The organism is Streptomyces violaceorubidus, assembly GCF_000717995.1.
Taxonomy (GTDB): domain Bacteria; phylum Actinomycetota; class Actinomycetes; order Streptomycetales; family Streptomycetaceae; genus Streptomyces; species Streptomyces violaceorubidus.
The window spans coordinates 31,536-50,853 of sequence record NZ_JODM01000029.1 but is presented as its reverse complement, the minus strand read 5'-3'; the positions used below and the strand labels follow the sequence as shown (position 1 = coordinate 50,853).

19 protein-coding genes and 1 tRNA gene are annotated in these 19,318 nt (G+C 72.7%); 10 read left to right on the top strand and 10 right to left on the bottom strand.

Features of this window, described 5'->3' with window-relative positions:
* Positions 1-7 precede the first annotated feature (7 nt).
* Positions 8-1,054, bottom strand: a complete 1,047-nt coding sequence (locus tag IE94_RS0127710) for a LacI family DNA-binding transcriptional regulator (RefSeq protein WP_030189521.1) — start codon at positions 1,052-1,054, stop codon at positions 8-10.
* 130 nt (positions 1,055-1,184) lie between these two features.
* On the opposite strand from IE94_RS0127710, the gene IE94_RS0127705 reads away from it, so the two are divergent.
* Both IE94_RS0127705 and IE94_RS0127700 read left to right on the top strand, forming a co-directional pair.
* On the top strand, positions 1,185-2,357 hold the full coding sequence (locus IE94_RS0127705; protein WP_030189520.1) for a phytanoyl-CoA dioxygenase family protein: 1,173 nt from the start codon (positions 1,185-1,187) through the stop codon (positions 2,355-2,357).
* A gap of 68 nt (positions 2,358-2,425) precedes the next feature.
* Positions 2,426-3,430: a Gfo/Idh/MocA family protein gene (locus IE94_RS0127700; RefSeq protein WP_030189519.1), complete on the top strand. Its 1,005-nt coding sequence runs from the start codon at positions 2,426-2,428 to the stop codon at positions 3,428-3,430.
* 32 nt (positions 3,431-3,462) lie between these two features.
* Here the strand turns inward: IE94_RS0127700 and IE94_RS0127695 are convergent, their stop codons facing one another.
* The 5 genes from IE94_RS0127695 to IE94_RS0127675 all read right to left on the bottom strand — a co-directional run bounded on the left by IE94_RS0127695 (position 3,463) and on the right by IE94_RS0127675 (position 8,014).
* On the bottom strand, positions 3,463-3,876 hold the full coding sequence (locus tag IE94_RS0127695) for a VOC family protein (protein ID WP_030189518.1): 414 nt from the start codon (positions 3,874-3,876) through the stop codon (positions 3,463-3,465).
* Positions 3,877-3,990: 114 nt separating this feature from the next.
* Positions 3,991-4,893 carry a sugar phosphate isomerase/epimerase family protein gene (locus IE94_RS0127690; RefSeq protein WP_030189516.1) on the bottom strand — a complete coding sequence of 301 codons (903 nt, stop codon included), beginning with the start codon at positions 4,891-4,893 and terminating at the stop codon, positions 3,991-3,993.
* A 2-nt stretch (positions 4,894-4,895) separates the two neighbouring features.
* A complete protein-coding gene (locus IE94_RS0127685; protein ID WP_030189514.1) occupies positions 4,896-5,909 on the bottom strand; it encodes an ATP-binding cassette domain-containing protein in 1,014 nt (337 codons plus the stop codon).
* A 6-nt stretch (positions 5,910-5,915) separates the two neighbouring features.
* Positions 5,916-6,992, bottom strand: coding sequence for an ABC transporter permease (locus tag IE94_RS0127680; RefSeq protein WP_030189512.1), 1,077 nt, complete (start codon positions 6,990-6,992; stop codon positions 5,916-5,918).
* Complete coding sequence (locus IE94_RS0127675; RefSeq protein ID WP_030189510.1) at positions 6,992-8,014, bottom strand: sugar ABC transporter substrate-binding protein; 1,023 nt, start codon at positions 8,012-8,014, stop codon at positions 6,992-6,994. The genes IE94_RS0127680 and IE94_RS0127675 overlap by 1 nt, the downstream gene beginning before the upstream one ends.
* Positions 8,015-8,266: 252 nt before the next feature.
* Between IE94_RS0127675 and iolC the strand changes: the two genes are divergently transcribed.
* From iolC to IE94_RS0127650, 5 genes are read left to right on the top strand one after another with little or no spacing between them, the layout of a single operon-like run.
* Positions 8,267-9,229: a 5-dehydro-2-deoxygluconokinase gene (iolC, locus tag IE94_RS0127670; RefSeq protein ID WP_030189508.1), complete on the top strand. Its 963-nt coding sequence runs from the start codon at positions 8,267-8,269 to the stop codon at positions 9,227-9,229.
* Between the two features lie 13 nt (positions 9,230-9,242).
* Positions 9,243-10,139: a Cgl0159 family (beta/alpha)8-fold protein gene (locus IE94_RS0127665; RefSeq protein ID WP_030189505.1), complete on the top strand. Its 897-nt coding sequence runs from the start codon at positions 9,243-9,245 to the stop codon at positions 10,137-10,139.
* Positions 10,140-10,164: 25 nt separating this feature from the next.
* Positions 10,165-11,061: a 5-deoxy-glucuronate isomerase gene (iolB, locus tag IE94_RS0127660; RefSeq protein WP_030189503.1), complete on the top strand. Its 897-nt coding sequence runs from the start codon at positions 10,165-10,167 to the stop codon at positions 11,059-11,061.
* On the top strand, positions 11,058-12,932 hold the full coding sequence (gene iolD, locus IE94_RS0127655) for a 3D-(3,5/4)-trihydroxycyclohexane-1,2-dione acylhydrolase (decyclizing) (protein WP_030189501.1): 1,875 nt from the start codon (positions 11,058-11,060) through the stop codon (positions 12,930-12,932). Before iolB ends, iolD begins: the two co-directional genes overlap by 4 nt.
* A 50-nt stretch (positions 12,933-12,982) precedes the next feature.
* Positions 12,983-13,768 carry a GntR family transcriptional regulator gene (locus IE94_RS0127650; protein ID WP_030189499.1) on the top strand — a complete coding sequence of 262 codons (786 nt, stop codon included), beginning with the start codon at positions 12,983-12,985 and terminating at the stop codon, positions 13,766-13,768.
* Between the two features lie 6 nt (positions 13,769-13,774).
* On the opposite strand, the gene IE94_RS0127645 is transcribed toward IE94_RS0127650, so the two are convergent.
* Positions 13,775-14,761: an aldo/keto reductase gene (locus tag IE94_RS0127645; protein WP_030189497.1), complete on the bottom strand. Its 987-nt coding sequence runs from the start codon at positions 14,759-14,761 to the stop codon at positions 13,775-13,777.
* A gap of 97 nt (positions 14,762-14,858) precedes the next feature.
* Between IE94_RS0127645 and IE94_RS0127640 the strand changes: the two genes are divergently transcribed.
* A complete protein-coding gene (locus tag IE94_RS0127640) occupies positions 14,859-15,281 on the top strand; it encodes an ankyrin repeat domain-containing protein (RefSeq protein WP_030189496.1) in 423 nt (140 codons plus the stop codon).
* 67 nt (positions 15,282-15,348) lie between these two features.
* Here the strand turns inward: IE94_RS0127640 and IE94_RS0127635 are convergent.
* Positions 15,349-15,422: transfer RNA gene (locus IE94_RS0127635), tRNA-Pro, on the bottom strand.
* Between the two features lie 100 nt (positions 15,423-15,522).
* On the opposite strand from IE94_RS0127635, the gene IE94_RS0127630 reads away from it, so the two are divergent.
* Positions 15,523-16,062: a DUF309 domain-containing protein gene (locus IE94_RS0127630; RefSeq protein WP_030189493.1), complete on the top strand. Its 540-nt coding sequence runs from the start codon at positions 15,523-15,525 to the stop codon at positions 16,060-16,062.
* 57 nt (positions 16,063-16,119) lie between these two features.
* A complete protein-coding gene (gene cobF / locus IE94_RS0127625; RefSeq protein WP_030189491.1) occupies positions 16,120-16,893 on the top strand; it encodes a precorrin-6A synthase (deacetylating) in 774 nt (257 codons plus the stop codon).
* A 26-nt stretch (positions 16,894-16,919) separates the two neighbouring features.
* Here the strand turns inward: cobF and IE94_RS0127620 are convergent, their stop codons facing one another.
* Positions 16,920-17,693: a sulfite exporter TauE/SafE family protein gene (locus IE94_RS0127620; RefSeq protein WP_030189489.1), complete on the bottom strand. Its 774-nt coding sequence runs from the start codon at positions 17,691-17,693 to the stop codon at positions 16,920-16,922.
* Positions 17,694-17,754: 61 nt separating this feature from the next.
* The gene (locus tag IE94_RS0127615) at positions 17,755-19,278 is read right to left on the bottom strand and encodes a long-chain-fatty-acid--CoA ligase (protein WP_030189487.1); all 1,524 of its coding nucleotides are present in this window, start codon (positions 19,276-19,278) and stop codon (positions 17,755-17,757) included.
* Positions 19,279-19,318 lie beyond the last annotated feature (40 nt).

The window sequence follows — 19,318 nt, the reverse complement described above, 5'->3', positions numbered from 1 at the left end:
CCGCGGGTCACCCGGTCGCCGTCTCGAAGGGCGTGTCCGGCGGCATGTTGTGCGGGGTGACGACCTGGATCGCCGACGGCCGCGCCGGACCGGCGGACGGCAGGGCGCCGTGGGCCCGCATCACGTGGCGGCAGGCCTCGCGCAGGTCCTGGCGCAGGTCGTGGTGGAGGACGACGGACAGGCGGCGCTCGCGCAGCAGACGGGTGTTGTCCTGGTCGAGGTCGTGGGCGACGAACACCTCGCAGGGGCGGCCGAGGTCCGCGAAGGCGCGCAGGGTGGCGATGTTGCCGCCGCCCATCGAGTAGACCGCCCGGATCTCCGGGTCGCGTTCCAGCGCGGCCCGCACCAGGTCGTACTGGGTGGCGTCCAGGCCCTGTCCCTCGGCGATCTCGACGAGCACCCGCCCGGGGTGCCGGACCCGCATGACACCGCGGAAGCCCATCTCGCGCTCCTCCTCGTTGCGGAAGAAGCCGCTGCTGAGGCTGGTGAGGACGTTGCCGGGGCGGTCGCCGAGCCACTGGCCCATGAGGTAGGCGGCGGTCGCGCCGGCCGCCCGGTCGTCGATGCCGACGTAGGCCACCCGGGGGCTGGCCGGCAGGTCGGTCGCCAGGGTGACGACGGGGACGCCCGCGGCGGTCAGCCGGCTCACGGCGGCGGTCACCTCGGGGACGTCCGGAGCCTTCAGGATCACCCCCTGGGAGCCGCGCCGGGCGATCCGGTCCAGGGTGCGGGCCAGCTCCCCGGCCGGGCCGGTCTCGCGGAAGTGGAAGCGGCAGCGCACCACCGCGGGGTGCAGGGCGGGCAGTTCGGCCTCCAGCGCGGCCCGCACGGCGCTGGAGAAGCGCTCCGGCGCCTGCATCACGATGTCGCACATGAACGTGCGGCCGACCAGCCGGACCTGGGTGCGCTGGCGGTCCAGGTCGGCGATGGCCCGGTGCACCTCGTACGCGGTGCTCTCGCGCACGCCGCCGCGGCCGTTGAGCACCCGGTCGACGGTGGCCTCGCTCAGGCCCGCCTGCCGGGCGATCTCACGGATCGGAAAGGGGTGCCCCATGACCGGCTCCTCGGCTTGGTCCGCGCGGCACGCTCTGAGGGGTTTTTGATGGCCGCCTGCTGGTTGTTCGACGCGTTTGTCAGGACAAGAATGACAGCACCGCGTCGCCCCTGTCAGCGAAAGGACGACGATGTCCCGAGCGCCCCTCCCCGGCCCGCGTGCCCACCGTGCCCCGCTGTCCGAACAGGACTGCGACCTCGACGCCTTCCGCGCCCTCGTCGGGCAGCGGACCGACCCGGCCGCGTACCCGCGGGCCGCCGCCGTGGAGCGGAACGTCCCCCTGTACGACGCCGGGGAGCTGCGCGACGACCCGGGGACGGCGGCCGAACTCGTCCACGCCCTCGCCGACGGCCCCGGCATCGTCCTCCTGCGGCGCGCCTTCCCGGACCCGGCGGTGGTCGACCGGGTCACCGCCGTGTTCGACGCGCTGATCTCCGAGCAGCGCGCCTCGGGAGCCGCCGCCGGTGACCACTTCGCCGCGCCCGGGGCCAACGACCGGGTGTGGAACGCCCTGGAGAAGGCGGCCCTGCGCGATCCGGAGGCGTTCGCCGCGTACTACGCCAACGACGCCCTGGCCCTGGTCGCCCGCGCCTGGCTCGGCCCCGGCTACCAGGTCACCTCCCAGGTCAACGTGGTCAACCCGGGCGGAGCCGCCCAGAGCGCGCACCGCGACTACCACCTGGGCTTCCTCTCGGGCGAGGCCGCCGCCGCGTACCCGGCGCACGTGCACCGCCTGTCCCCGGTACTCACCCTCCAGGGCGCGGTCGCGCACTGCGACATGCCGCTGGAGTCGGGGCCCACGATGTACCTGCCGCACTCCCAGAAGTACGAGCCGGGCTACCTGGCCTGGCGCCTGCCCAAGTTCCGGGCCTGCTTCGAGGCGCACCACGTGCAGTTGCCGCTGGCCGGGGGCGACGCGGTGTTCTTCAACCCCGCGCTGTTCCACGCCGCGGGCGCCAACCGCTCGGCGGACGTCCGCCGGACGGCCAACCTGCTGCAGATCTCCTCCGCGTTCGGCCGGGCCATGGAGAGCGTGGACCGGCAGGCGGTGGTGGAGGCCGTCTACCCGGTGCTGCTGAGGCGGAAGGCCGAGGGCGTGGGCGAGCGGTGGCTGGAGCAGGTGGTCGCCGCGAGCGCGGAAGGGTACCCCTTCCCCACCAACCTCGACCGCGACCCGCCGGTCGGCGGCCTGGCCCCGCCCTCCCAGGCGGAGGTCGTACGGCGGGCGCTGCGCGAGGAGTGGACGCCCCAGGCGCTGCGCGCCGAACTGCGGGCGGGCCGGGTACGACGAGAGAGCCGGTGAAGGGGGGCGTACGGGGCACGGGCCCCGGCACGGACACCCCGCACCCCGAGCAAGGAGCAGCACAGCACATGCGTATCGGAATCCTCGGCCTCGGCCGCATCGGCGCCTTCCACGCCGAGACCCTCGCCGGACTCGACGCCGTCACCTCGCTCGTCGTGGCCGACCCGTTCGCGGACGCCGCGCGGGCCGCCGCCGAGCGGTTCGGCGCCGAGGTCGCCGGCTCGCCCGAGGCGGTGCTCGCCGCCGGGGTGGACGGTGTGGTGGTCGCGGCGGCGACCGACGCCCACCCGGACCTGATCCTGGCCGCCGTCGAGGCCGGGGTGCCCGTCTTCTGCGAGAAGCCCGTCGCCCGCACCATGACCGAGGGCGTCGAGGTGCTCAAGGCGCTCGCGGGCCATGACGTGCCGGTCCAGATCGGCTACCAGCGCCGCTTCGACGCCGGGTTCGCCGCCGCGCGCGCCGCCGTGCGCGGCGGAGAGCTGGGCACGCTGCACACCGTGCGGGCGACCACGCTGGACCCGGCGCCGCCGCCCGCCGCGTACGTCGCCGCCTCCGGGGGCATCTTCCGGGACTGCTCGGTGCACGACTTCGACTCGATCCGCTGGGTGACCGGCCGGGAGGTGAGCGAGGTGTACGCCGTCGGCGGCAACCGCGGTGCCGACTTCATCCGGGAGGCGGGTGACGCGGACACCACCGGCGCGATCCTCACCCTGGACGACGGCACCGTCGCCGTGGTCTCCAACAGCCGCCACAACGCCCGCGGTTACGACGTCCGGATGGAGATCCACGGCTTCGACGACTCGATCGCCGTCGGACTGGAGGACAGGCTGCCGCTGCGCTCGGTCGAGCCCGGTGCGACGTTCCCGGCCGGTACTCCGCACGACTTCTTCATGGACCGCTTCACTGCCGCCTACCGCGCCGAGCTGACCGCGTTCACCGAGGTCGTCGCCGGTACCCGCACCTCGCCCTGCACGGTCGAGGACGCACTGGAGGCGGGCTGGATCGCCGAGGCGTGCACCCTGTCGCTGCACGAGCACCGGCCGGTGACGATCGCGGAGGTGCGGCGCGGCTGAGCGGCGGGGCCACGGTCCGGCGGGCTGCCCGGTCAGCTCGCCGGCTCGCTGATGTTCACCATCCAGGGGACGCCGAACCGGTCCGTGCACATCCCGAAGACGTCGCCCCACATCTGCTTCTCCAGGGGCACGGAGACGGAACCGCCGGCGGACAGCTTCTCCCAGTAGCCGCGCAGCTCGGTCGCGTCGTCGCCGCTGAGACTCACCGAGAAGTTGCTGCCCGGCCTGTACTCCATGCCGGGCGGGGTGTCGGAGGCCATCAGGGTGAAGCCGCCCCGGGTCTCCAGCATGGCGTGCATGATCTTGTCGGCGTAGGCGGGGTCCGGCATGCCGGACTCGCCGAAGGTGTTCAGGGCCAGGGTGCCGCCGAAGACCTGCTCGTAGAACTCCATCGCCTGACGGGCGTCGCCGTCGAAGCTGAGGTACGGGTTGAGACGCGAGGACATGGGTGCCTCCCGGAGCGGGACGAGGTGTCAGTGCTCGCACGCTAACGCGCACCACCGGCCTCGGCCCGCCGAACGGCGCGCCGGCGGGACGCTCCCCCGCCGGCGCGGCCGTCCTCAGGCGCCGCAGGAGCGCAGGAACTTCCGGGTGCGTACCGCGATGGGCAGCGGTTTGTCCGGCTCGCAGGGGTACATGTCCTGCTCGACGATGGCGAACAGGTCCACGCCGAGTTCCTGGGCGGCGGTGAGCACCGGGCCCAGCTCCGGCACACCGCCGGGCGGCTCGCACATCACGCCGCGCTGCACGGCCGGGCCGAACGGCACCCCGCCCTCCCGCACTCCGGCCAGGATCTCCGGGTCGACCTGCTTGAGGTGGAGGTAGCCGATGCGCTCGCCGTAGGTCTTGATCAGCTTGACGCTGTCGCCGCCGCAGTAGGCGTAGTGACCGGTGTCCAGGCAGAGGTTCACCAGGTCGGAGTCGGTGGCGTCGAGGAAGCGCTCGACGTGCTCCTCGGTGTCGATGTGGGTGTCGGCGTGCGGGTGGACGACGATGTCCAGGCCGTAGGTGTCCCGTACCTCGCGGCCCAGGCGCTCCATGCCCCGGGTGAGGTGGGTCCACTGCTCGCCGGTCAGCTCCGGGGGCTCCAGGATCTCGGCGGTCTTGTCGTCGCGCCAGAAGGACGGGATGACGACGAGGTGCTTGGCGTCCATGGCCCGGGTGAGGGCGGCGACGCGGCCGACCTGTTCCCAGGTGGCGTCCCATTCGGAGGGGCCGCGGTGCAGGCCGCAGAAGATGGTGCCCGCGGAGACCTTGAGTCCGCGCCGGGTCACCTCGTCGGTGAGCCGGGCCGGGTCGGTGGGGAGGTAGCCGTAGGGGCCCAGCTCGATCCAGTCGTAGCCGGCCTCGGCGACCTCGTCCAGGAACCGTTCCCACGGCACCTGCCGGGGGTCGTCGGGGAACCAGACGCCCCAGGAGTCGGGGGCCGAGCCGACGCGGATGCGGTCGAGGGCAGAGGTCATGCTCAGGCCTTCCCTTCGGCGGTGCCGGATGCGGTGCTGTCGGATGCGGTGCTGTCGGATGCGGTGCTGCCCGAGGCGGCGGAGGCGGCGGCGCCGGTCCTGTCGGCAGTATCGGGCGCGGCGGCCTTCGCCGCATCGCCCGCGTCGTCGGGCAGCGCCTGAACGTCGACCCCGCCGACCTGCGCCAGCTCGTGCTTGAGGGCGGCGAGTTCGGCGCCGCCGGCCATGTGGTTGGTGAGCGCTTCGAGGGTGATGTCGGCGCGGGCCGCGCTCAGTTCGAGGGTGCCCAGACGCAGCACGCTGAAGTGGTCGCCGACCATGTAGGCGTGGTGGGGGTTGTGGGTGATGAAGATGACGCCGAGGCCGCGTTCGCGGGCGGCGGCGATGTACTTGAGGACCACGCCCGACTGCTTGACGCCGAGCGCGGCGGTGGGCTCGTCGAGGATCAGGACGCGGGCGCCGAAGTAGACGGCGCGGGCGATGGCGACGCACTGGCGCTGGCCGCCGGAGAGGGTGCCGATGGGCTGTTCGAGGTCGTCCAGGACGATGCCCATGTTGCGCAGTTCCGTGTCGGCGGTCCGCTTCATGCGGGCGATGTCGAGGCGGCGCACGGGCCAGGGGCCCTTGGTCATCTCGGAGCCGAGGAAGAAGTTGCGCCACACCGGCATCAGCGGGACGGTCGCGAGGTCCTGGTAGACCGTGGCGATGCCGCGGGCCAGGGCGTCGCGCGGGGTGGCGAAGCGCACGGCCTCGCCGTCGACGAGGAACTCGCCCTCGGTGTGCTGGTGCAGCCCGGAGATGATCTTGATGAGGGTGGACTTGCCGGCACCGTTGTCACCGAGCACGCAGGTCACCCTGCCGGGGTGGATGGTGAGGTCCACTCCGTGCAGGGCGCGGATGTTGCCGTAGGACTTGCCGGCGCCGCGCAGTTCGACGAGCGGGCGGTCCTGCTCGGGTACGGGGTCGGCGAGGACGGCGCCGTGGGTGCCGGGGGCTGCGGGGGTTTTGCTGGTCATTTCCGATCACCTCCGGGTCGCGGCGCGGCGGACGTACAGGTTGATGAGGACGGCGCCCAGGAGCATCACGCCGAGGAAGGCCTTGAACCAGTCGGGGTTCCAGCCCGCGAAGACGATGCCCTGGTTCACCATGCCGAACATGAAGGCACCGAAGACGGGGCCGATGGCGGAGCCGTAGCCGCCGGTGAGCAGGCAGCCGCCGATGACCGCCGCCGCGATGTAGATCAGCTCCTGGCCGACGCCCTCGCCGGACTGCACGGTGTTGAAGGAGAACAGCTGGTGCATGCCGACGAACCAGGCGCCGAAGCCGACCAGCATGAACAGCGTGATCTTCGTGAAGGTGACCGGCACGCCGACCGCGCGGGCGGACTCCTGGCTGCCGCCGACGGCGAAGACCCAGTTGCCGTACTTGGTGCGCAGCAGCACCCAGGTGGCCAGGGCCGCGAAGACCAGCCACCACACCACCGTGATCTTCACCTCGACGCCGCCGACGTCGAAGGACGAGGCGAACAGCGCCTTGGCCTGGTCGAAGCCGTCCATGTCGCTGATGTCGTCGGTGGCGACGTTGCCGGTGACGAGCTTGGTGACGGCGAGGTTGACGCCCTGGAGGACCAGGAAGGTGGCCAGCGTGACCAGGAAGCTCGGCAGGCCGGTCTTCACCAGCACCCAGCCGTTGAAGGCGCCGACGGCGAGCGAGGCCACCAGGGCGACGATCACGCCGACCCAGACGTTCACGGTCAACTGGTAACTGAGCATGCCGGCGGTGAGCGCCGAGGTGACCACGGCGACACCGGCGGACAGGTCGAACTCGCCGCCGATCATCAGCAGGGCGACGGGCAGCGCCATGATGCCGATGGTGGACGACTGGTACAGCACCGTCGCCATGGAGCCGCCGTCGCGAAGGGCGGGCGCGGCGATCAGGAAGAACACGAACACGGCGACGGCACCGAGGAAGACCCCGACCTCGGGCCGGGCGAGCAGCCGCAGCGCCACGGGACGCTCACGGGTCCGCCCGTCGGTCTCCTTGGGGCCGGGGACCGGCGGTGCGGTCACCGCCGGCTCGGCCTGCCTGGCCACGCTCATCACCGGGTGCCCTTCGAGGCGAACTCGGCGACGGCCTTGACGTTGGACTTGTCGACGAAGGCGGGGCCGGTCAGCACCGGCTGCTCACCGCCGCCGCTGTAGTTGCCGTTGTTCTTGTAGAGCCACAGTCCGTCGACCGCGAGGTAGCCCTGGAGGTAGGGCTGCTGGTCGACGGCGAACTCGATGTCGCCCTTCTCGATGGCGCCGGTCAGTTCCTTGTTGAGGTCGAAGGTGGCGACCTTGGCCTTGCTGCCGGACTCGTCCACCGACTGCACGGCGGTCATGGCGAAGGGGGCGCCGAGCGTGACCAGGTGGTCGATGCCGCCGTCCTGCTTGAGCTTGGCGGTGACGGTCGACTTCACCGAGGGCATGTCGGTGCCGTTGACGTAGAGGTTCTCGATCGAGCCCTCGAAGGTCTTCTTCACGCCGTCGCAGCGCTGGGTCAGACCGACGTTGCCCTGTTCGTGGATGACGCAGACGGCCTTCTTGGCCCCGTCCTCGTTGAGCCGCTTGCCGAGGGCCTCGCCCGCCACGGTCTCGTCCTGGCCGAAGAACTCCATCAGGCCGAGCTTCTTCCAGTCCGCCAGACCGGAGTTGAGCCCGACCACGGGTATGCCGGCCTTCTCCGCCTTGGCGAGGACGCTCCGCATGGCGTCCGGCTTGGCGAGGGTGACGGCGATGCCGTCGACCTTCTGGTCGATCGCGTTCTGCACCAGGTTGGCCTGGTTGCCCGCGTTCGGGTCGGCGGAGTAGACGAGCTTGACGTTGTCCTTGTCGGCGGCGGCCTGGGCGCCCTTGCGGACGATGTCCCAGAAGGTGTCGCCGGGCGCCTGGTGGGTGACCAGGGCGACCGTCATGCGGGGGGTGTTCGCCTTGCCCGCGGAGGCGCCCGAGTCGCTCTCCTCGTCGGCCTTCTTCCCGCCCGAGCTGCTGGAGCAGCCCGCGAGGGTCAGGGCCGCGGCGGCGGCGAGGGCCACGGCAGGGGCGAATCTGCGAGAGCGGGCGTGCGAAGAGCGGTCCATCTTTTCCTGCACCTCACTGTGCGACTGTGCGACGGGAATGCCGTGTGCCAGACCCGAGTGCCAGACCCGAGAAGAATGGCTGTTGCTGCGCTGGGACCGGATACAAGTCCTTGGGGCGCCCACTGTCAATACTTTGTCAAGACATCATTTCACTCGCAGGTCCGAATGTAAGTACAAAGTATTGACAGCGTCGTCCAGGAGTCATACACCTGGGAGGCGGCAGGCCCCCGCCCAGCCAAAGGAGCGTCGCACATGGCCGAGTCAGTCCCGCGTTTCGATCTGATCACGATGGGTCGCATCGGGGTCGATCTCTATCCTTTGCAGACGGGCGTACCCCTGGCGGAGGTTGAGACCTTCGGCAAGTTCCTCGGCGGTTCGGCCTCCAACGTGGCGGTCGCCGCCGCCCGGCTCGGCCGTGCCACGGCCGTCATCACCCGCACGGGCGACGACCCCTTCGGCGCCTATCTGCACGGCGCGCTGAAGGAGTTCGGCGTCGACGACCGCTGGGTCACCCCGGTCGCCGCCTACCCGACCCCCGTGACGTTCTGCGAGATCTTCCCGCCGGACGACTTCCCGCTGTACTTCTACCGCCGTCCCAAGGCCCCCGACCTGGAGATCCGACCGGAGGAGCTGGACCTCGACGCGATCCGCGCGGCCTCGATCTTCTGGATGACCGGCACCGGGCTGAGCGAGGAACCGAGCCGTACGGCGACCCTGGCCGCCCTCGCCCACCGCGCGAAGTCCGGCACCACGGTCTTCGACCTGGACTGGCGCCCCATGTTCTGGACCGACCCCGACCAGGCCCGCCCGTACTACGCCGAGGCGCTCGGCCACGCGACCGTCGCGGTCGGCAACCTGGACGAGTGCGAGATCGCCACGGGTGTGCGCGAACCCCGCGCCTGCGCCGAGGCGTTGCTGGCGGCCGGGGTGGAGCTGGCCGTCGTCAAGCAGGGCCCGAAGGGCGTCCTCGCCGTGCACCGCGACGGCCGGTCGGCCGAGGTGCCGCCGGTCCCGGTCGAGGTGGTCAACGGGCTCGGCGCGGGCGACGCGTTCGGCGGGTCCCTGAGCCACGGTCTGCTCTCCGGCTGGGAGCTGGAGCGGATCATGCGGTACGCCAACGCGGCCGGCGCCCTCGTCGCCTCCCGCCTCGCCTGTTCCTCCGCGATGCCCACCGAGGCGGAGGTCGACGACCTCCTCGCGCGAGCCACTCCCTGAACGGAGCAACGCCTTGTCCCTCAGCATCTCCAGCATCCCGGACCTCACCGCGGTCCGAGCCCGGCACCCGGAGGCGATCGCCGAGGCCGCGGCCCGCCGGGTGCGCCGCCCCCTGATCGGCGACTCCGGCCGGCTGATGATCGTGGCCGCCGACCACCCGGCGCGCGGCGCGCTCGGCGTCGGCGACCGCGGGCTCGCCATGGCCAACCGGGCCGACCTGCTGGAACGCCTGTGCACCGCGCTGTCCCGGCCCGGCGTCGACGGGGTGCTCGCCACCGCCGACGTCCTGGAGGACCTGCTGCTGCTCGGGGCGCTGGAGAACAAGGTCGTCATGGGGTCGATGAACCGCGGCGGACTCGCGGGCGCCGCCTTCGAGATGGACGACCGCTTCACCGGCCACCGCGCCGAGGACATCGCCCGGCTGCGCTTCGACGCGGGCAAGCTGCTGCTGCGCATCGACTACGAGGACCCCGGCTCCCTGGCCACGCTGGAGGCGAGCGCCCGGGCGGTCGACGCCATGGCGGAGCGCCGGCTGCCGTTGTTCGTGGAGCCGTTCGTCTCCCGCCGGATCGACGGCCGGGTCCGCAACGACCTCTCTGCCGAGGGGGTCACCCGCTCCATCGCCATCGCCTCCGGTCTCGGCGGCACCTCCGCCTACACCTGGCTGAAACTGCCCGTCACCCACGACCCGGACGACATGGCCGAGGTCCTGGCGACCTCCACACTGCCCGCGGTCCTGCTCGGCGGCGACATAGGGGGCTCCCGGGCGGACCAGACCGCGGCCTACGAACGCTGGCGCAAGGCACTGAGGCTGCCCACCGTGCAGGGCATGGTCGTCGGCCGCTCGCTGCTCTACCCGGCCGGGGGCAGCGTGGAGGAGGCGGTGGACACGGCCGTCGGACTGCTGTGAGCGAGGAGAGGCGGAGGAGCGGACGATGAGGTATCACCTTCCCGCGGGCAAGACGGCGGCGGACGGCCCGTACGCCGTGGACGTGACGCCCGAGAGCGCGGGCTGGGGCTACTCGGGCCTGCGGGTCGTGCACCTGGCCCCCGGCGGCAGCCACACCTTCGACAGCGGCGGGAGCGAGTGGATCGTCCTGCCGCTGAGCGGCGGCTGCACGGTCGCGAGCGCCGACGACTTCGGCCCTGAGACCTTCGAACTCGGCGGTCGGGACAGCGTGTTCAGCGGGGTCACCGACTTCGCGTACGTCCCGCGCGACGCCCGCACGACCCTGACGTCCACCGGCGGCGGCCGGTTCGCCCTGACCGGCGCCCGCTGCACCCGCCGGCTGCCCGCCCGGTACGTCCCGGCGTCCTCGGTGCCGGTGGAGCTGCGGGGCACCGGGAACTGCTCGCGGCAGGTCAACAACTTCGCGGCGGCGGGGACGTTCGAGTGCGACAGGCTGATCGCGGTCGAGGTGCTCACCCCGGGCGGCAACTGGTCCTCCTTCCCGCCCCACAAGCACGACGAGCACCGGCCCGGCGAGGAGTCGGTGCTGGAGGAGATCTACTACTTCGAGTTCGCGCCCCACGACGGCACCCCGGGCCTCGGCTACCAGCGCGTCTCACCGTCCGGGCAGGGCCAGGGGACCGACGTCCTCGCCGAAGTGCGCGACGGGGACGTCGTGCTGATCCCCGACGGCTGGCACGGACCGTCGATGGCGGTCCCCGGCCACCACATGTACTACCTCAACGTCATGGCGGGCCCGGAGCCCGAGCGGGCCTGGCTGATCCGCGACCACCCCGACCACGCCTGGATCCGCGACACCTGGCCCGAGCAGCCGGTCGATCCCCGGCTCCCCCTCTACACCGCACCGGAGAGGTCCGCATGAGCGCCCCCGCCACCCGCCGACTGACCACCGCACAGGCCCTGGTGCGCTTCCTGGCCGCGCAGTACACCGAACGCGACGGCGTACGGCACCGCCTGATCACCGGCACCTGGGGCATCTTCGGCCACGGCAACGTGGCCGGCCTCGGCCAGGCGCTGGTCGAGTGCGCCGACGTCATGCCCTTCCACCAGGGCCGCAACGAACAGGCCATGGTGCACGCCGCCGTCGGGCACGCCCGACAGCTGGGCCGGCTGTCCGCGCAGGCGGTGACGACCTCCATCGGCCCCGGCGCCACCAACCTGGTCACCGGCGCCGCCCTCGCCACGATCAACCGGCTGCCGGTCCTGCTCCTGCCCGGCGACTACTTCGCCTCGCACGCCGCCGACCCGCTGCTGCAACAGCTGGAGCACCCGGTCGAGGCCGACGTGTCCGTCAACGACGCCCTGCGGCCCGTGTCGCGCTACTTCGACCGGATCACCCGCCCCGAGGCGCTGCTCTCCTCCGCGCTCCAGGCGATGCGCGTGCTCAGCGACCCGGCGGAGACCGGCGCGGTCACCCTCGCGCTGCCGCAGGACGTGCAGGCGCAGGCGTACGACTGGCCGGAGGAGTTCTTCGCCGACCGTGTCTGGCGGGTGCGCCGCCCGGCGCCCGACCCGGCGGAGCTGGCCGAGGCCGTCCGGGCGGTCCGCGCCGCCGCCCGGCCGCTGATCGTCGCGGGCGGCGGTGTCCACCACAGCGAGGCCGAACAGGCCCTCAAGGCACTGGTGGACGCCACCGGCATCCCGGTCGCCTCCACCCAGGCCGGCAAGGGCGCGCTGCGCCACGACCACCCGGCGGACCTCGGCGGCATCGGCCACACCGGCACCGCGGTGAGCGACGCCCTCGCCCGTACCGCGGATCTGGTGATCGGCGTCGGCACCCGCTACTCGGACTTCACCACCGCCTCCGGCACCCTCTTCCAGCACCCCGGCGTCCGCTTCCTGAACCTCAACATCACCGCCTTCGACGCCCACAAGCTCGCCGCCGCCACCCTGGTGTGCGACGCCCGCTCGGGGCTCGACGCGCTGACCGGGGCGCTGGTCGGGCACCGGGTGGACGCGGCGTACGAGAGCGAGTACCGCGCGTGGAAGGCCCGTTGGGACGAGGCGGTCGAGGCGGCCTTCCGCGCCGACGACGACAGCGCGGTGCCGACCCAGACGCAGGTGCTGGGCGCGCTGGACGCGGTCGTCGGCGACCGGGACGTGGTGATCAACGCGGCCGGTTCGCTCCCCGGCGACCTGCACAAGCTGTGGCGGGCCCGCTCCCCGCGCCAGTACCACCTGGAGTACGGCTACTCCTGCATGGGCTACGAGATCCCGGCCGCGCTCGGCGTCCAGCAGGCCGCGCCCGACGTGCCCGTGTGGGCCCTGGTCGGCGACGGCACGTACCTGATGAACCCCACGGAGATCGTCACGGCGGTCCAGGAGAACCTGCCGGTGAAGCTGGTCCTGGTCCAGAACCACGGCTACGCCTCCATCGGCGGCCTGTCCGAGTCGGTGGGCGCCGAGCGCTTCGGCACCGACTACCGCCACCGCGTCGCCGACGGCTCCTTCACCGGTGCCCCGCTCCCCGTCGACCTCGCCGCCAACGCGGCCAGCCTCGGCATGGACGTGCTGCGCGCCAAGACGGTGCGGGAGTTGCGCGAGGCACTGGCGACGGCCCGCGCGGCGACCCGCCCGACATGCGTGTACGTCGAGACGGCACCCGCCTCGAACGCCCTGCCGGCGCAGGCCTGGTGGGACGTGCCGGTGGCCGAGGTGTCGGCCCGCGAGGCGGCCACGAACGCGCGGGCCGCCTACGAGCGCGCGGTCGCCGACCGCCGCCGCCACCTCTGACGCTCCCGGCTCCCCCGACAGCCCGTCCCCTACGCAAGGGAGGTACGTCCATGGCGAAGACCGGCGACCCCGCACGTGCCGTGACCGCCCCCGCGACCGGCACCCTGGACTTCGCCCTGGACCGGAGCAGCCCGGTGCCGCTCTACTACCAGTTGGCCCAGCAGTTGGAGGCGGCGATAGCGCAGGGCGTCCTCGCGCCGGGGAACCTGCTGGGCAACGAGGTCGACCTCTCCGTCCGCCTCGGCCTGTCCCGGCCGACGGTCCGGCAGGCCATCCAGTCGCTGGTCGACAAGGGGCTCCTGGTGCGGCGGCGCGGGGTCGGCACCCAGGTGGTGCACAGCCAGGTCAGGCGCCCGCTGGAACTGAGCAGCCTCTACGACGACCTGGAGGCCGCCGGGCAGGGCCCCGGCACCCGGGTGGTGCGCAACGAGCGCGTCCCGGCCACCGCCGAGGTCGCCGCGGCCCTCGGTATCGCGGAGGGCACCGAGGTCGCCGTCCTGGAGCGGCTGCGCCTCACCCACGGGCAGCCGGTGGCGATGCTGTGCAACCACCTCCCGGCGGACCTGCTGGAACTCGACGGCACCCGGCTGGAGTCGACCGGTCTGTACCGTATGATGCGCTCGTCCGGCATCAGCCTGCACAGCGCCCGCCAGGCCGTCGGCGCCCGCATCGCCTCCCCTGAGGAGGCCGGGCTCCTCGGCGAGCAGGAGGGCGCCGCGCTGCTCACCATGCGGCGGATCGCGTACGACGACACCGGACGGCCGGTCGAGTACGGGACGCACGTCTACCGCGCGTCCCGGTACGCGTTCGACTTCCAGTTGCTGGTCAGGAACTGACCGGGCTCAGTGCACGGTGTCCAGCCGGGCCCGCTGGTCCACCGTCAGTTCCAGCTCCACGGCCGCCAGGTTCTCCTCCAACTGGGCCACCGACGAGGCCCCGGCCAGCGGCACGATCGGCAGTTCGGCGCCGATCTGCCAGGCGAGGACGACCTGGTTGACCGTGGCCCCGGTCTCCCGGGCGACCTCGCGGAGCACGGCGAGCCGGGCCGGCGTGCCCGGGTGGTCGTAGTCCGGGGGCAGCGGTTTGTCCTCGCGGACGTAGGCGCCGGCCAGCAGCGGTGAGTAGGCGACCAGGGTCAGGTCCGGCTCGGCCCGCAGGTAGCCGAGGAGTTCGGCGCCGGCGTGGGCGAGGCTGCCGTACGGGGAGAACTCGCCGGGCACGTCGAAGCGGGGCCGCAGGTGGCTGTGCTGGTACTGCAGCACCTCGTAGCCGGGCAGTCGGGCCGCGGCGGCCAGGGCCCGGGCCCGCTCGACGCGCCACGTCGCCTGGTTGCTGACGCCGAGCAGTCCGACGGTGCCCTCCGCGACCAGGGCGCCGAACCCCTCGACGGTCTCGCGCTGCTCCACGGTGAAGTCGTCGAGGTGCGCGTAGAGCAGGTCCAGCTTCTCCATGCCGAGCCGTTCCCGGCTCCGGTCGGCGGCCTCGCGGATCACCTTGGCCGACAGGCCCTCCGGGTTGTCGGTGTAGTGGGTGCCGGGTGCCAGCGGACGCGCGCCGAGTTTGGTGGCGATGACGACCTCGTCGCCGATCCCGCGGCTGCGCCGCCAGCGGCCGAGGAGTTCCTCGCTCTGGCCGCCCTGGCCGCCGTCGGTCCAGAAGGCGTAGTTGTCGGCGGTGTCGACGAAGTTCCCGCCGGCCTCCACATAGCGGTCGAGGAGGGCGTAGGAGGTCTTCTCGTCGGTCTGCGAGCCGAAGAGCATCGCGCCCAGCGCGAGCACACTCACCTCGCGGCGGTGCGCCGGATCGGTGCCGATGGTGCGGTACTTCATGGTGTTCCTCCCCATTCGCTCCCGGTCGTCCGGGTACGCGGAGGAGTCTTCAGTTTGAAGTGCGCTTCAAGTCAAGCGCTCAGTAGTCTCGGCTCGTGTGAACAGGCGAAAGCACAAGAAACTGTCCGGGCGCCTCGTCGACGCCGCGCTCGTCGGCGACCTGGCGCGGGTGCGGGCGGCGCTGCGGGCCAAGGCCCCGGCGGAGACGACGGACTCGGCGGGGAGCACCCCGCTATACCTGGCGTCCGTGAACGGGGACACCGAGATCGTCCGCGTCCTGCTCGCGGCCGGCGCCCGGCCGGACACGGAGAGCGGGACCGGCACGGAGGGCACACCGCTGTGCGGGGCGGCCTGCTGGGGGCACGCCGAGACCGTCCGCGCACTCCTCGAACACGGAGCCGACCCCAACCTCCGCGAGGACCACGGCACCGGCCGGACGCCGCTGGACTGGGCGTCGACGGGGCCGTACCCGGAGACGGTGGATCTGCTCCGCGCCGCGGGGGCGCGGGCGCGGGCCTGACCGGCGGAAGGAGAGGACACGAAGAAGGGCCCTCACGGACTCGCGTCCATGAAGACCCTTCGCACCGTCGGGACGACAGGATTTGAACCTGCGACCCCTTGACCCCCAGTCAAGTGCGCTACCAAGCTGCGCCACGTCCCGGTGTGCTCACGCGCGGTGCACCGCGCGATCACGCGGACAGCACTTTACCCCACACACCGGGCGGGGCCTAAGCGGGCGTCGGCGAGGGACAATCGGACCCATGGACAGCCCTGCCGACAACCCCGTGGACAGCACCACCCCCGACCGCCCGGCGGACGGCCGGGACCGCGACGAGGAGGGCCGGGCGCGCAACGCCCGGCCACGGGACGGGCTCGGACGCCCGCTGCCGTACGGCGAGGCCGGCGTGCCCCGCCAGCCCGAGGGTGTCGTACGGGCTCCGGACGAGACGGTGACCGAGGCGCAGCGGTTGCTGGACGACGGCAAGCCGTTCCACGCGCACGAGGTCTTCGAGGACGCCTGGAAGTCGGGGCCCGAGGAGGAGCGTGAGCTGTGGCGGGGCATGGCCCAGCTGGCCGTCGGACTCACCCACTCCGCGCGCGGCAACGTCACCGGCGGGGCGAGGCTGTTGCGGCGCGGGGCGGGGGCCGTCACGGCGTGGGCGGCGTCGGGGGCCGGGCGGGAGCGGCCGTACGGGATGGATCTGGCGGCGGTCGCCGGGTGGGCCCGGGGGCTGGCCGGTGAGGTGGAGGGCGGCGGGTCCGTGGACGCGGCGGCGCGGGCGCCCCGGCTGCGGGGCTGAGCCCCGCCGGGGCGGCCCGGCCGGGGTGTTGCCGGGGGCGTACGGCAGACTCGTGGCGTGCGGACCATTCATGTGATCGGAATCGGCGCGGGCGACCCCGACCAGCTGACGCTCCAGGCAGTCGCGGCGCTGCGGAGCACGGACGTGTTCTTCGTCCTGGACAAGGGCGAGGCCAAGGCGGACCTGGTGCGGCTGCGCCGGGACATGCTGGAGACGCATGTGCCGCGGGGGACGTACCGGGTCGTCGAGGCACGCGACCCCGAGCGGGACCGGGGGGCGGGCGGTGCGGCGTACTCCCCCGCCGTCGGTGACTGGCGCAGTGCCCGCGCGGGCATCTACGAGCGGCTGATCGCCGAGGAGCTGGGCGAGGACGAGAGCGGCGCGTTCCTGGTGTGGGGCGACCCGGCGCTCTACGACAGCACGCTGGGCATCCTGGAGGAGATCCTGGAGCGCGGCGCGGTGGCGTTCGAGTACGACGTGGTGCCCGGCATCAGCAGCGTCTCCTCGCTGGTCGCCCGGCACCGGACCGGGCTGAACCGGGTGGCGCGCCCGGTGCAGATCACCACGGGGCGGCGGCTGGCCGAGGGCTTTCCCGAGGACGTGGACGACGTCGTCGTGATGCTGGACGCCCACCAGACCTTCCGGCAGTACGCGGACCAGGACATCGACATCTACTGGGGTGCCTACCTGGGCACCCCGGACGAGATCCTCGACTCCGGGCCGATCGCCGAGGCCGCGCCCCGTATCGAGCGGCTGCGTGCCGAGGCGCGGGAGCGCAAGGGCTGGATCATGGACACCTACCTGCTGCGGCGCAACCCCGGCGACCGCTGACCCGGGCAGCGGTCTCCCGCGGCGGGTCAGGCGAGCAGGAGCTGCAGACCGCCCAGGATCGTCGCCGCGATCACCAGACGCTCGAACAGGCGCTGGTTGATCCGGTTCACGGCCCACTTGCCGAGCAGCGCGCCGGGCACCACGAAGACGACCAGTGCCGCGTCGAGCAGCAGGGAGTGGCCGTCGATCAGGCCGAGCCCCGCGCTGAAGGGCAGCTTGGAGACGTTGACGATCAGGAAGAAGAACGCCGACGTGCCGAGGAAGCCGAGTTTCCTGAACCCCGCGGAGAGCAGGTACATCGACATCACCGGGCCGCCCGCGTTGGCGACCATCGTGGTGAACCCGCCCAGCACGCCGTACGAGCGGGCCTTCGCCCGGCCGGTGCGCGAGGCGACCTCCTCCGGCTGCTCGGCGGCATCGTCCCGGCGGCGGCGCCACACCGTCACCCCGGCCATGAACAGCAGGATCGCGCCGATCGAGGTGCGTACGACCGCGTCGTCGGCCCACACCAGGAACAGGGTGCCGACGAGCACGCCCGCCCCGACCGCCGGGAAGAGCCGCCACAGCGTGGGCCAGTGCGCGTGGCGCCGGTAGGTGAGGACGGCCAGCACGTCACCGGCGATCAGGACCGGCAGCAGGATTCCGGTGGAGGCGCGGGCGGGCAGGACCGCCGCGAAGATCGCGAGGCTGACCGTGTTGGCCCCGCTCACCGCGGTCTTGGAGAAGCCGACGAGCAGGGCCGCGAAGGCGAGGGCGGCGAACTCCCAGCCGGTGAGGTGCCAGAGCGTCATGGTGTCCATTGCGGGGACCGATGCTATGCGCACCCACCGGCACCGTCAGCACCGTCTCGCCCCTTGATCCTCAGCGGTCGGTGTACCGCACACGCAGCTCCCGCTTCAGCACCTTCATGCTCGGCCCGAGCGGCAGCTCGTCCGCGAACTCCACCCGGCGCGGGTACTTGTGCCGTCCGAGGTGCTGCTTGGACCACTCGGTGACCTCCCCGGCGTCGGGCGTCGCGTCGGGCGGCGTGCCCTGGGCGCGCACGACCACGGCGCAGACCTCCTCGCCGTGCAGCTCGTCCGGGAGTCCGATGACGGCGACCTGCGCGATGCCGGGGTGGCGCATCAGCACCTCCTCGACCTCCCGCGGATAGACGTTGTAGCCGCCGCGGATGATGACGTCCTTCTTCCGGTCGACGATCCTGAGGAACCCCTCGCCGTCCTTGGTGCCCAGGTCCCCGGTGCGGAACCAGCCGTCGACGAGCGCCTCCGCGGTGGCCTCGGGGCGGCCGAGGTAGCCGGAGAAGACGTTGTGGCCGCGCACGACGACCTCGCCCAGTTCGCCGGGGGGCAGCAGTTCCACCGCGCCCTCGACCTCGGCGCGGGCGATCTCCACGTCGACGCCCCACAGCGGGTGCCCGATGGTGCCGGGCCTGGCGCCGAACACGGGCTGGTTCACTGCCGCCGCCGGGGAGGTCTCCGACAGTCCGTACCCCTCGTAGATCTTGGCCCCGAAGGCCTCCTCGAACCGTTCGAGCACGGCCACCGGCAGGGAGGCGCCGCCGGAGACGCACACCCGCAGCTCCGGCAGGGCCCCGGCGCCGGGCGCCGCGGCGGCGAGGGCGACGAACATGGTCGGCACCCCGTGGAAGGTGTTGACGCCCTCCTTCACCATCAGCTCGATCGCTGCCGCCGCGTCGAAGCGCGGCAGCAGGACCAGGGTCGCGCCCGCCCGCCAGGTGGAGTTCAGGGAGACCGTCTGGCCGAAGGCGTGGAAGAGGGGCAGCGCGCCGAGCGCCACGTCGTCGGGCCGGATGTCGTTGGCGTCGAAGGCATTGACCGTCGCGTTCATCACCAGGTTGAAGTGGCTGAGCACGGCGCCCTTGGGGACGCCGGTGGTGCCGCTGGTGTAGAAGACGACGGCGGGGTCGTCGGCGTCGCGGGTGACGTAGGAGGGCAGCGGCTCGGCGTCCGCGGCGAGCCGGTCGAACTCGGCGCCGAGCGTGATCGTCCGCACGCCCGCCTCCCGCGCGGCGGCCGCTCCGGTGGCGGCCTGCGCCGGATGGCACAGCAGCAGGGTGGCACCGCTGTCGCGCAGGACGTGCTCGACCTCGGCCGGGGACAGCAGCAGGTGCACCGGCACCACGACGGCCCCGGCCGCGGCGGCGGCGTAGTACGCGACCGGGAAGTCGGCGGTGTTCGGGGCCATCAGCGCCACCCGGTCCCCCGGCCGGACGCCCAGGCCGACGAGGGCACCGGCCCGGGCGCGGGCCCGCCGCCACACCTCGGCGAAGGTCAGCCGCAGGTCGCCCTCGACCAGCGCCTCCTTGTCGGGGCGGCGCCGGGCGTTCTCGGCGAGGATGGCGGCGACGGAGAGGGTTGCCATGGGGTGTTGCTCCGTTCCTTGCTGCGGCTCTGCAGGAGGG

Coding starts and splice junctions, on each gene's coding strand:
- IE94_RS0127630 (WP_030189493.1), top strand. CDS start 15,523: ATGGACAGCCCTGCCGACAACCCCGTGGACAGCACCACCCCCGACCGC.
- IE94_RS0127690 (WP_030189516.1), bottom strand. CDS start 4,893: ATGACCTCTGCCCTCGACCGCATCCGCGTCGGCTCGGCCCCCGACTCC.
- IE94_RS0127700 (WP_030189519.1), top strand. CDS start 2,426: ATGCGTATCGGAATCCTCGGCCTCGGCCGCATCGGCGCCTTCCACGCC.
- IE94_RS0127685 (WP_030189514.1), bottom strand. CDS start 5,909: ATGACCAGCAAAACCCCCGCAGCCCCCGGCACCCACGGCGCCGTCCTC.
- IE94_RS0127695 (WP_030189518.1), bottom strand. CDS start 3,876: ATGTCCTCGCGTCTCAACCCGTACCTCAGCTTCGACGGCGACGCCCGT.
- iolD (WP_030189501.1), top strand. CDS start 11,058: ATGAGCGCCCCCGCCACCCGCCGACTGACCACCGCACAGGCCCTGGTG.
- iolC (WP_030189508.1), top strand. CDS start 8,267: ATGGCCGAGTCAGTCCCGCGTTTCGATCTGATCACGATGGGTCGCATC.
- IE94_RS0127710 (WP_030189521.1), bottom strand. CDS start 1,054: ATGGGGCACCCCTTTCCGATCCGTGAGATCGCCCGGCAGGCGGGCCTG.
- iolB (WP_030189503.1), top strand. CDS start 10,165: ATGAGGTATCACCTTCCCGCGGGCAAGACGGCGGCGGACGGCCCGTAC.
- IE94_RS0127620 (WP_030189489.1), bottom strand. CDS start 17,693: ATGGACACCATGACGCTCTGGCACCTCACCGGCTGGGAGTTCGCCGCC.
- IE94_RS0127645 (WP_030189497.1), bottom strand. CDS start 14,761: ATGAAGTACCGCACCATCGGCACCGATCCGGCGCACCGCCGCGAGGTG.
- IE94_RS0127705 (WP_030189520.1), top strand. CDS start 1,185: ATGTCCCGAGCGCCCCTCCCCGGCCCGCGTGCCCACCGTGCCCCGCTG.
- IE94_RS0127615 (WP_030189487.1), bottom strand. CDS start 19,278: ATGGCAACCCTCTCCGTCGCCGCCATCCTCGCCGAGAACGCCCGGCGC.
- IE94_RS0127680 (WP_030189512.1), bottom strand. CDS start 6,992: ATGAGCGTGGCCAGGCAGGCCGAGCCGGCGGTGACCGCACCGCCGGTC.
- IE94_RS0127675 (WP_030189510.1), bottom strand. CDS start 8,014: ATGGACCGCTCTTCGCACGCCCGCTCTCGCAGATTCGCCCCTGCCGTG.
- IE94_RS0127650 (WP_030189499.1), top strand. CDS start 12,983: ATGGCGAAGACCGGCGACCCCGCACGTGCCGTGACCGCCCCCGCGACC.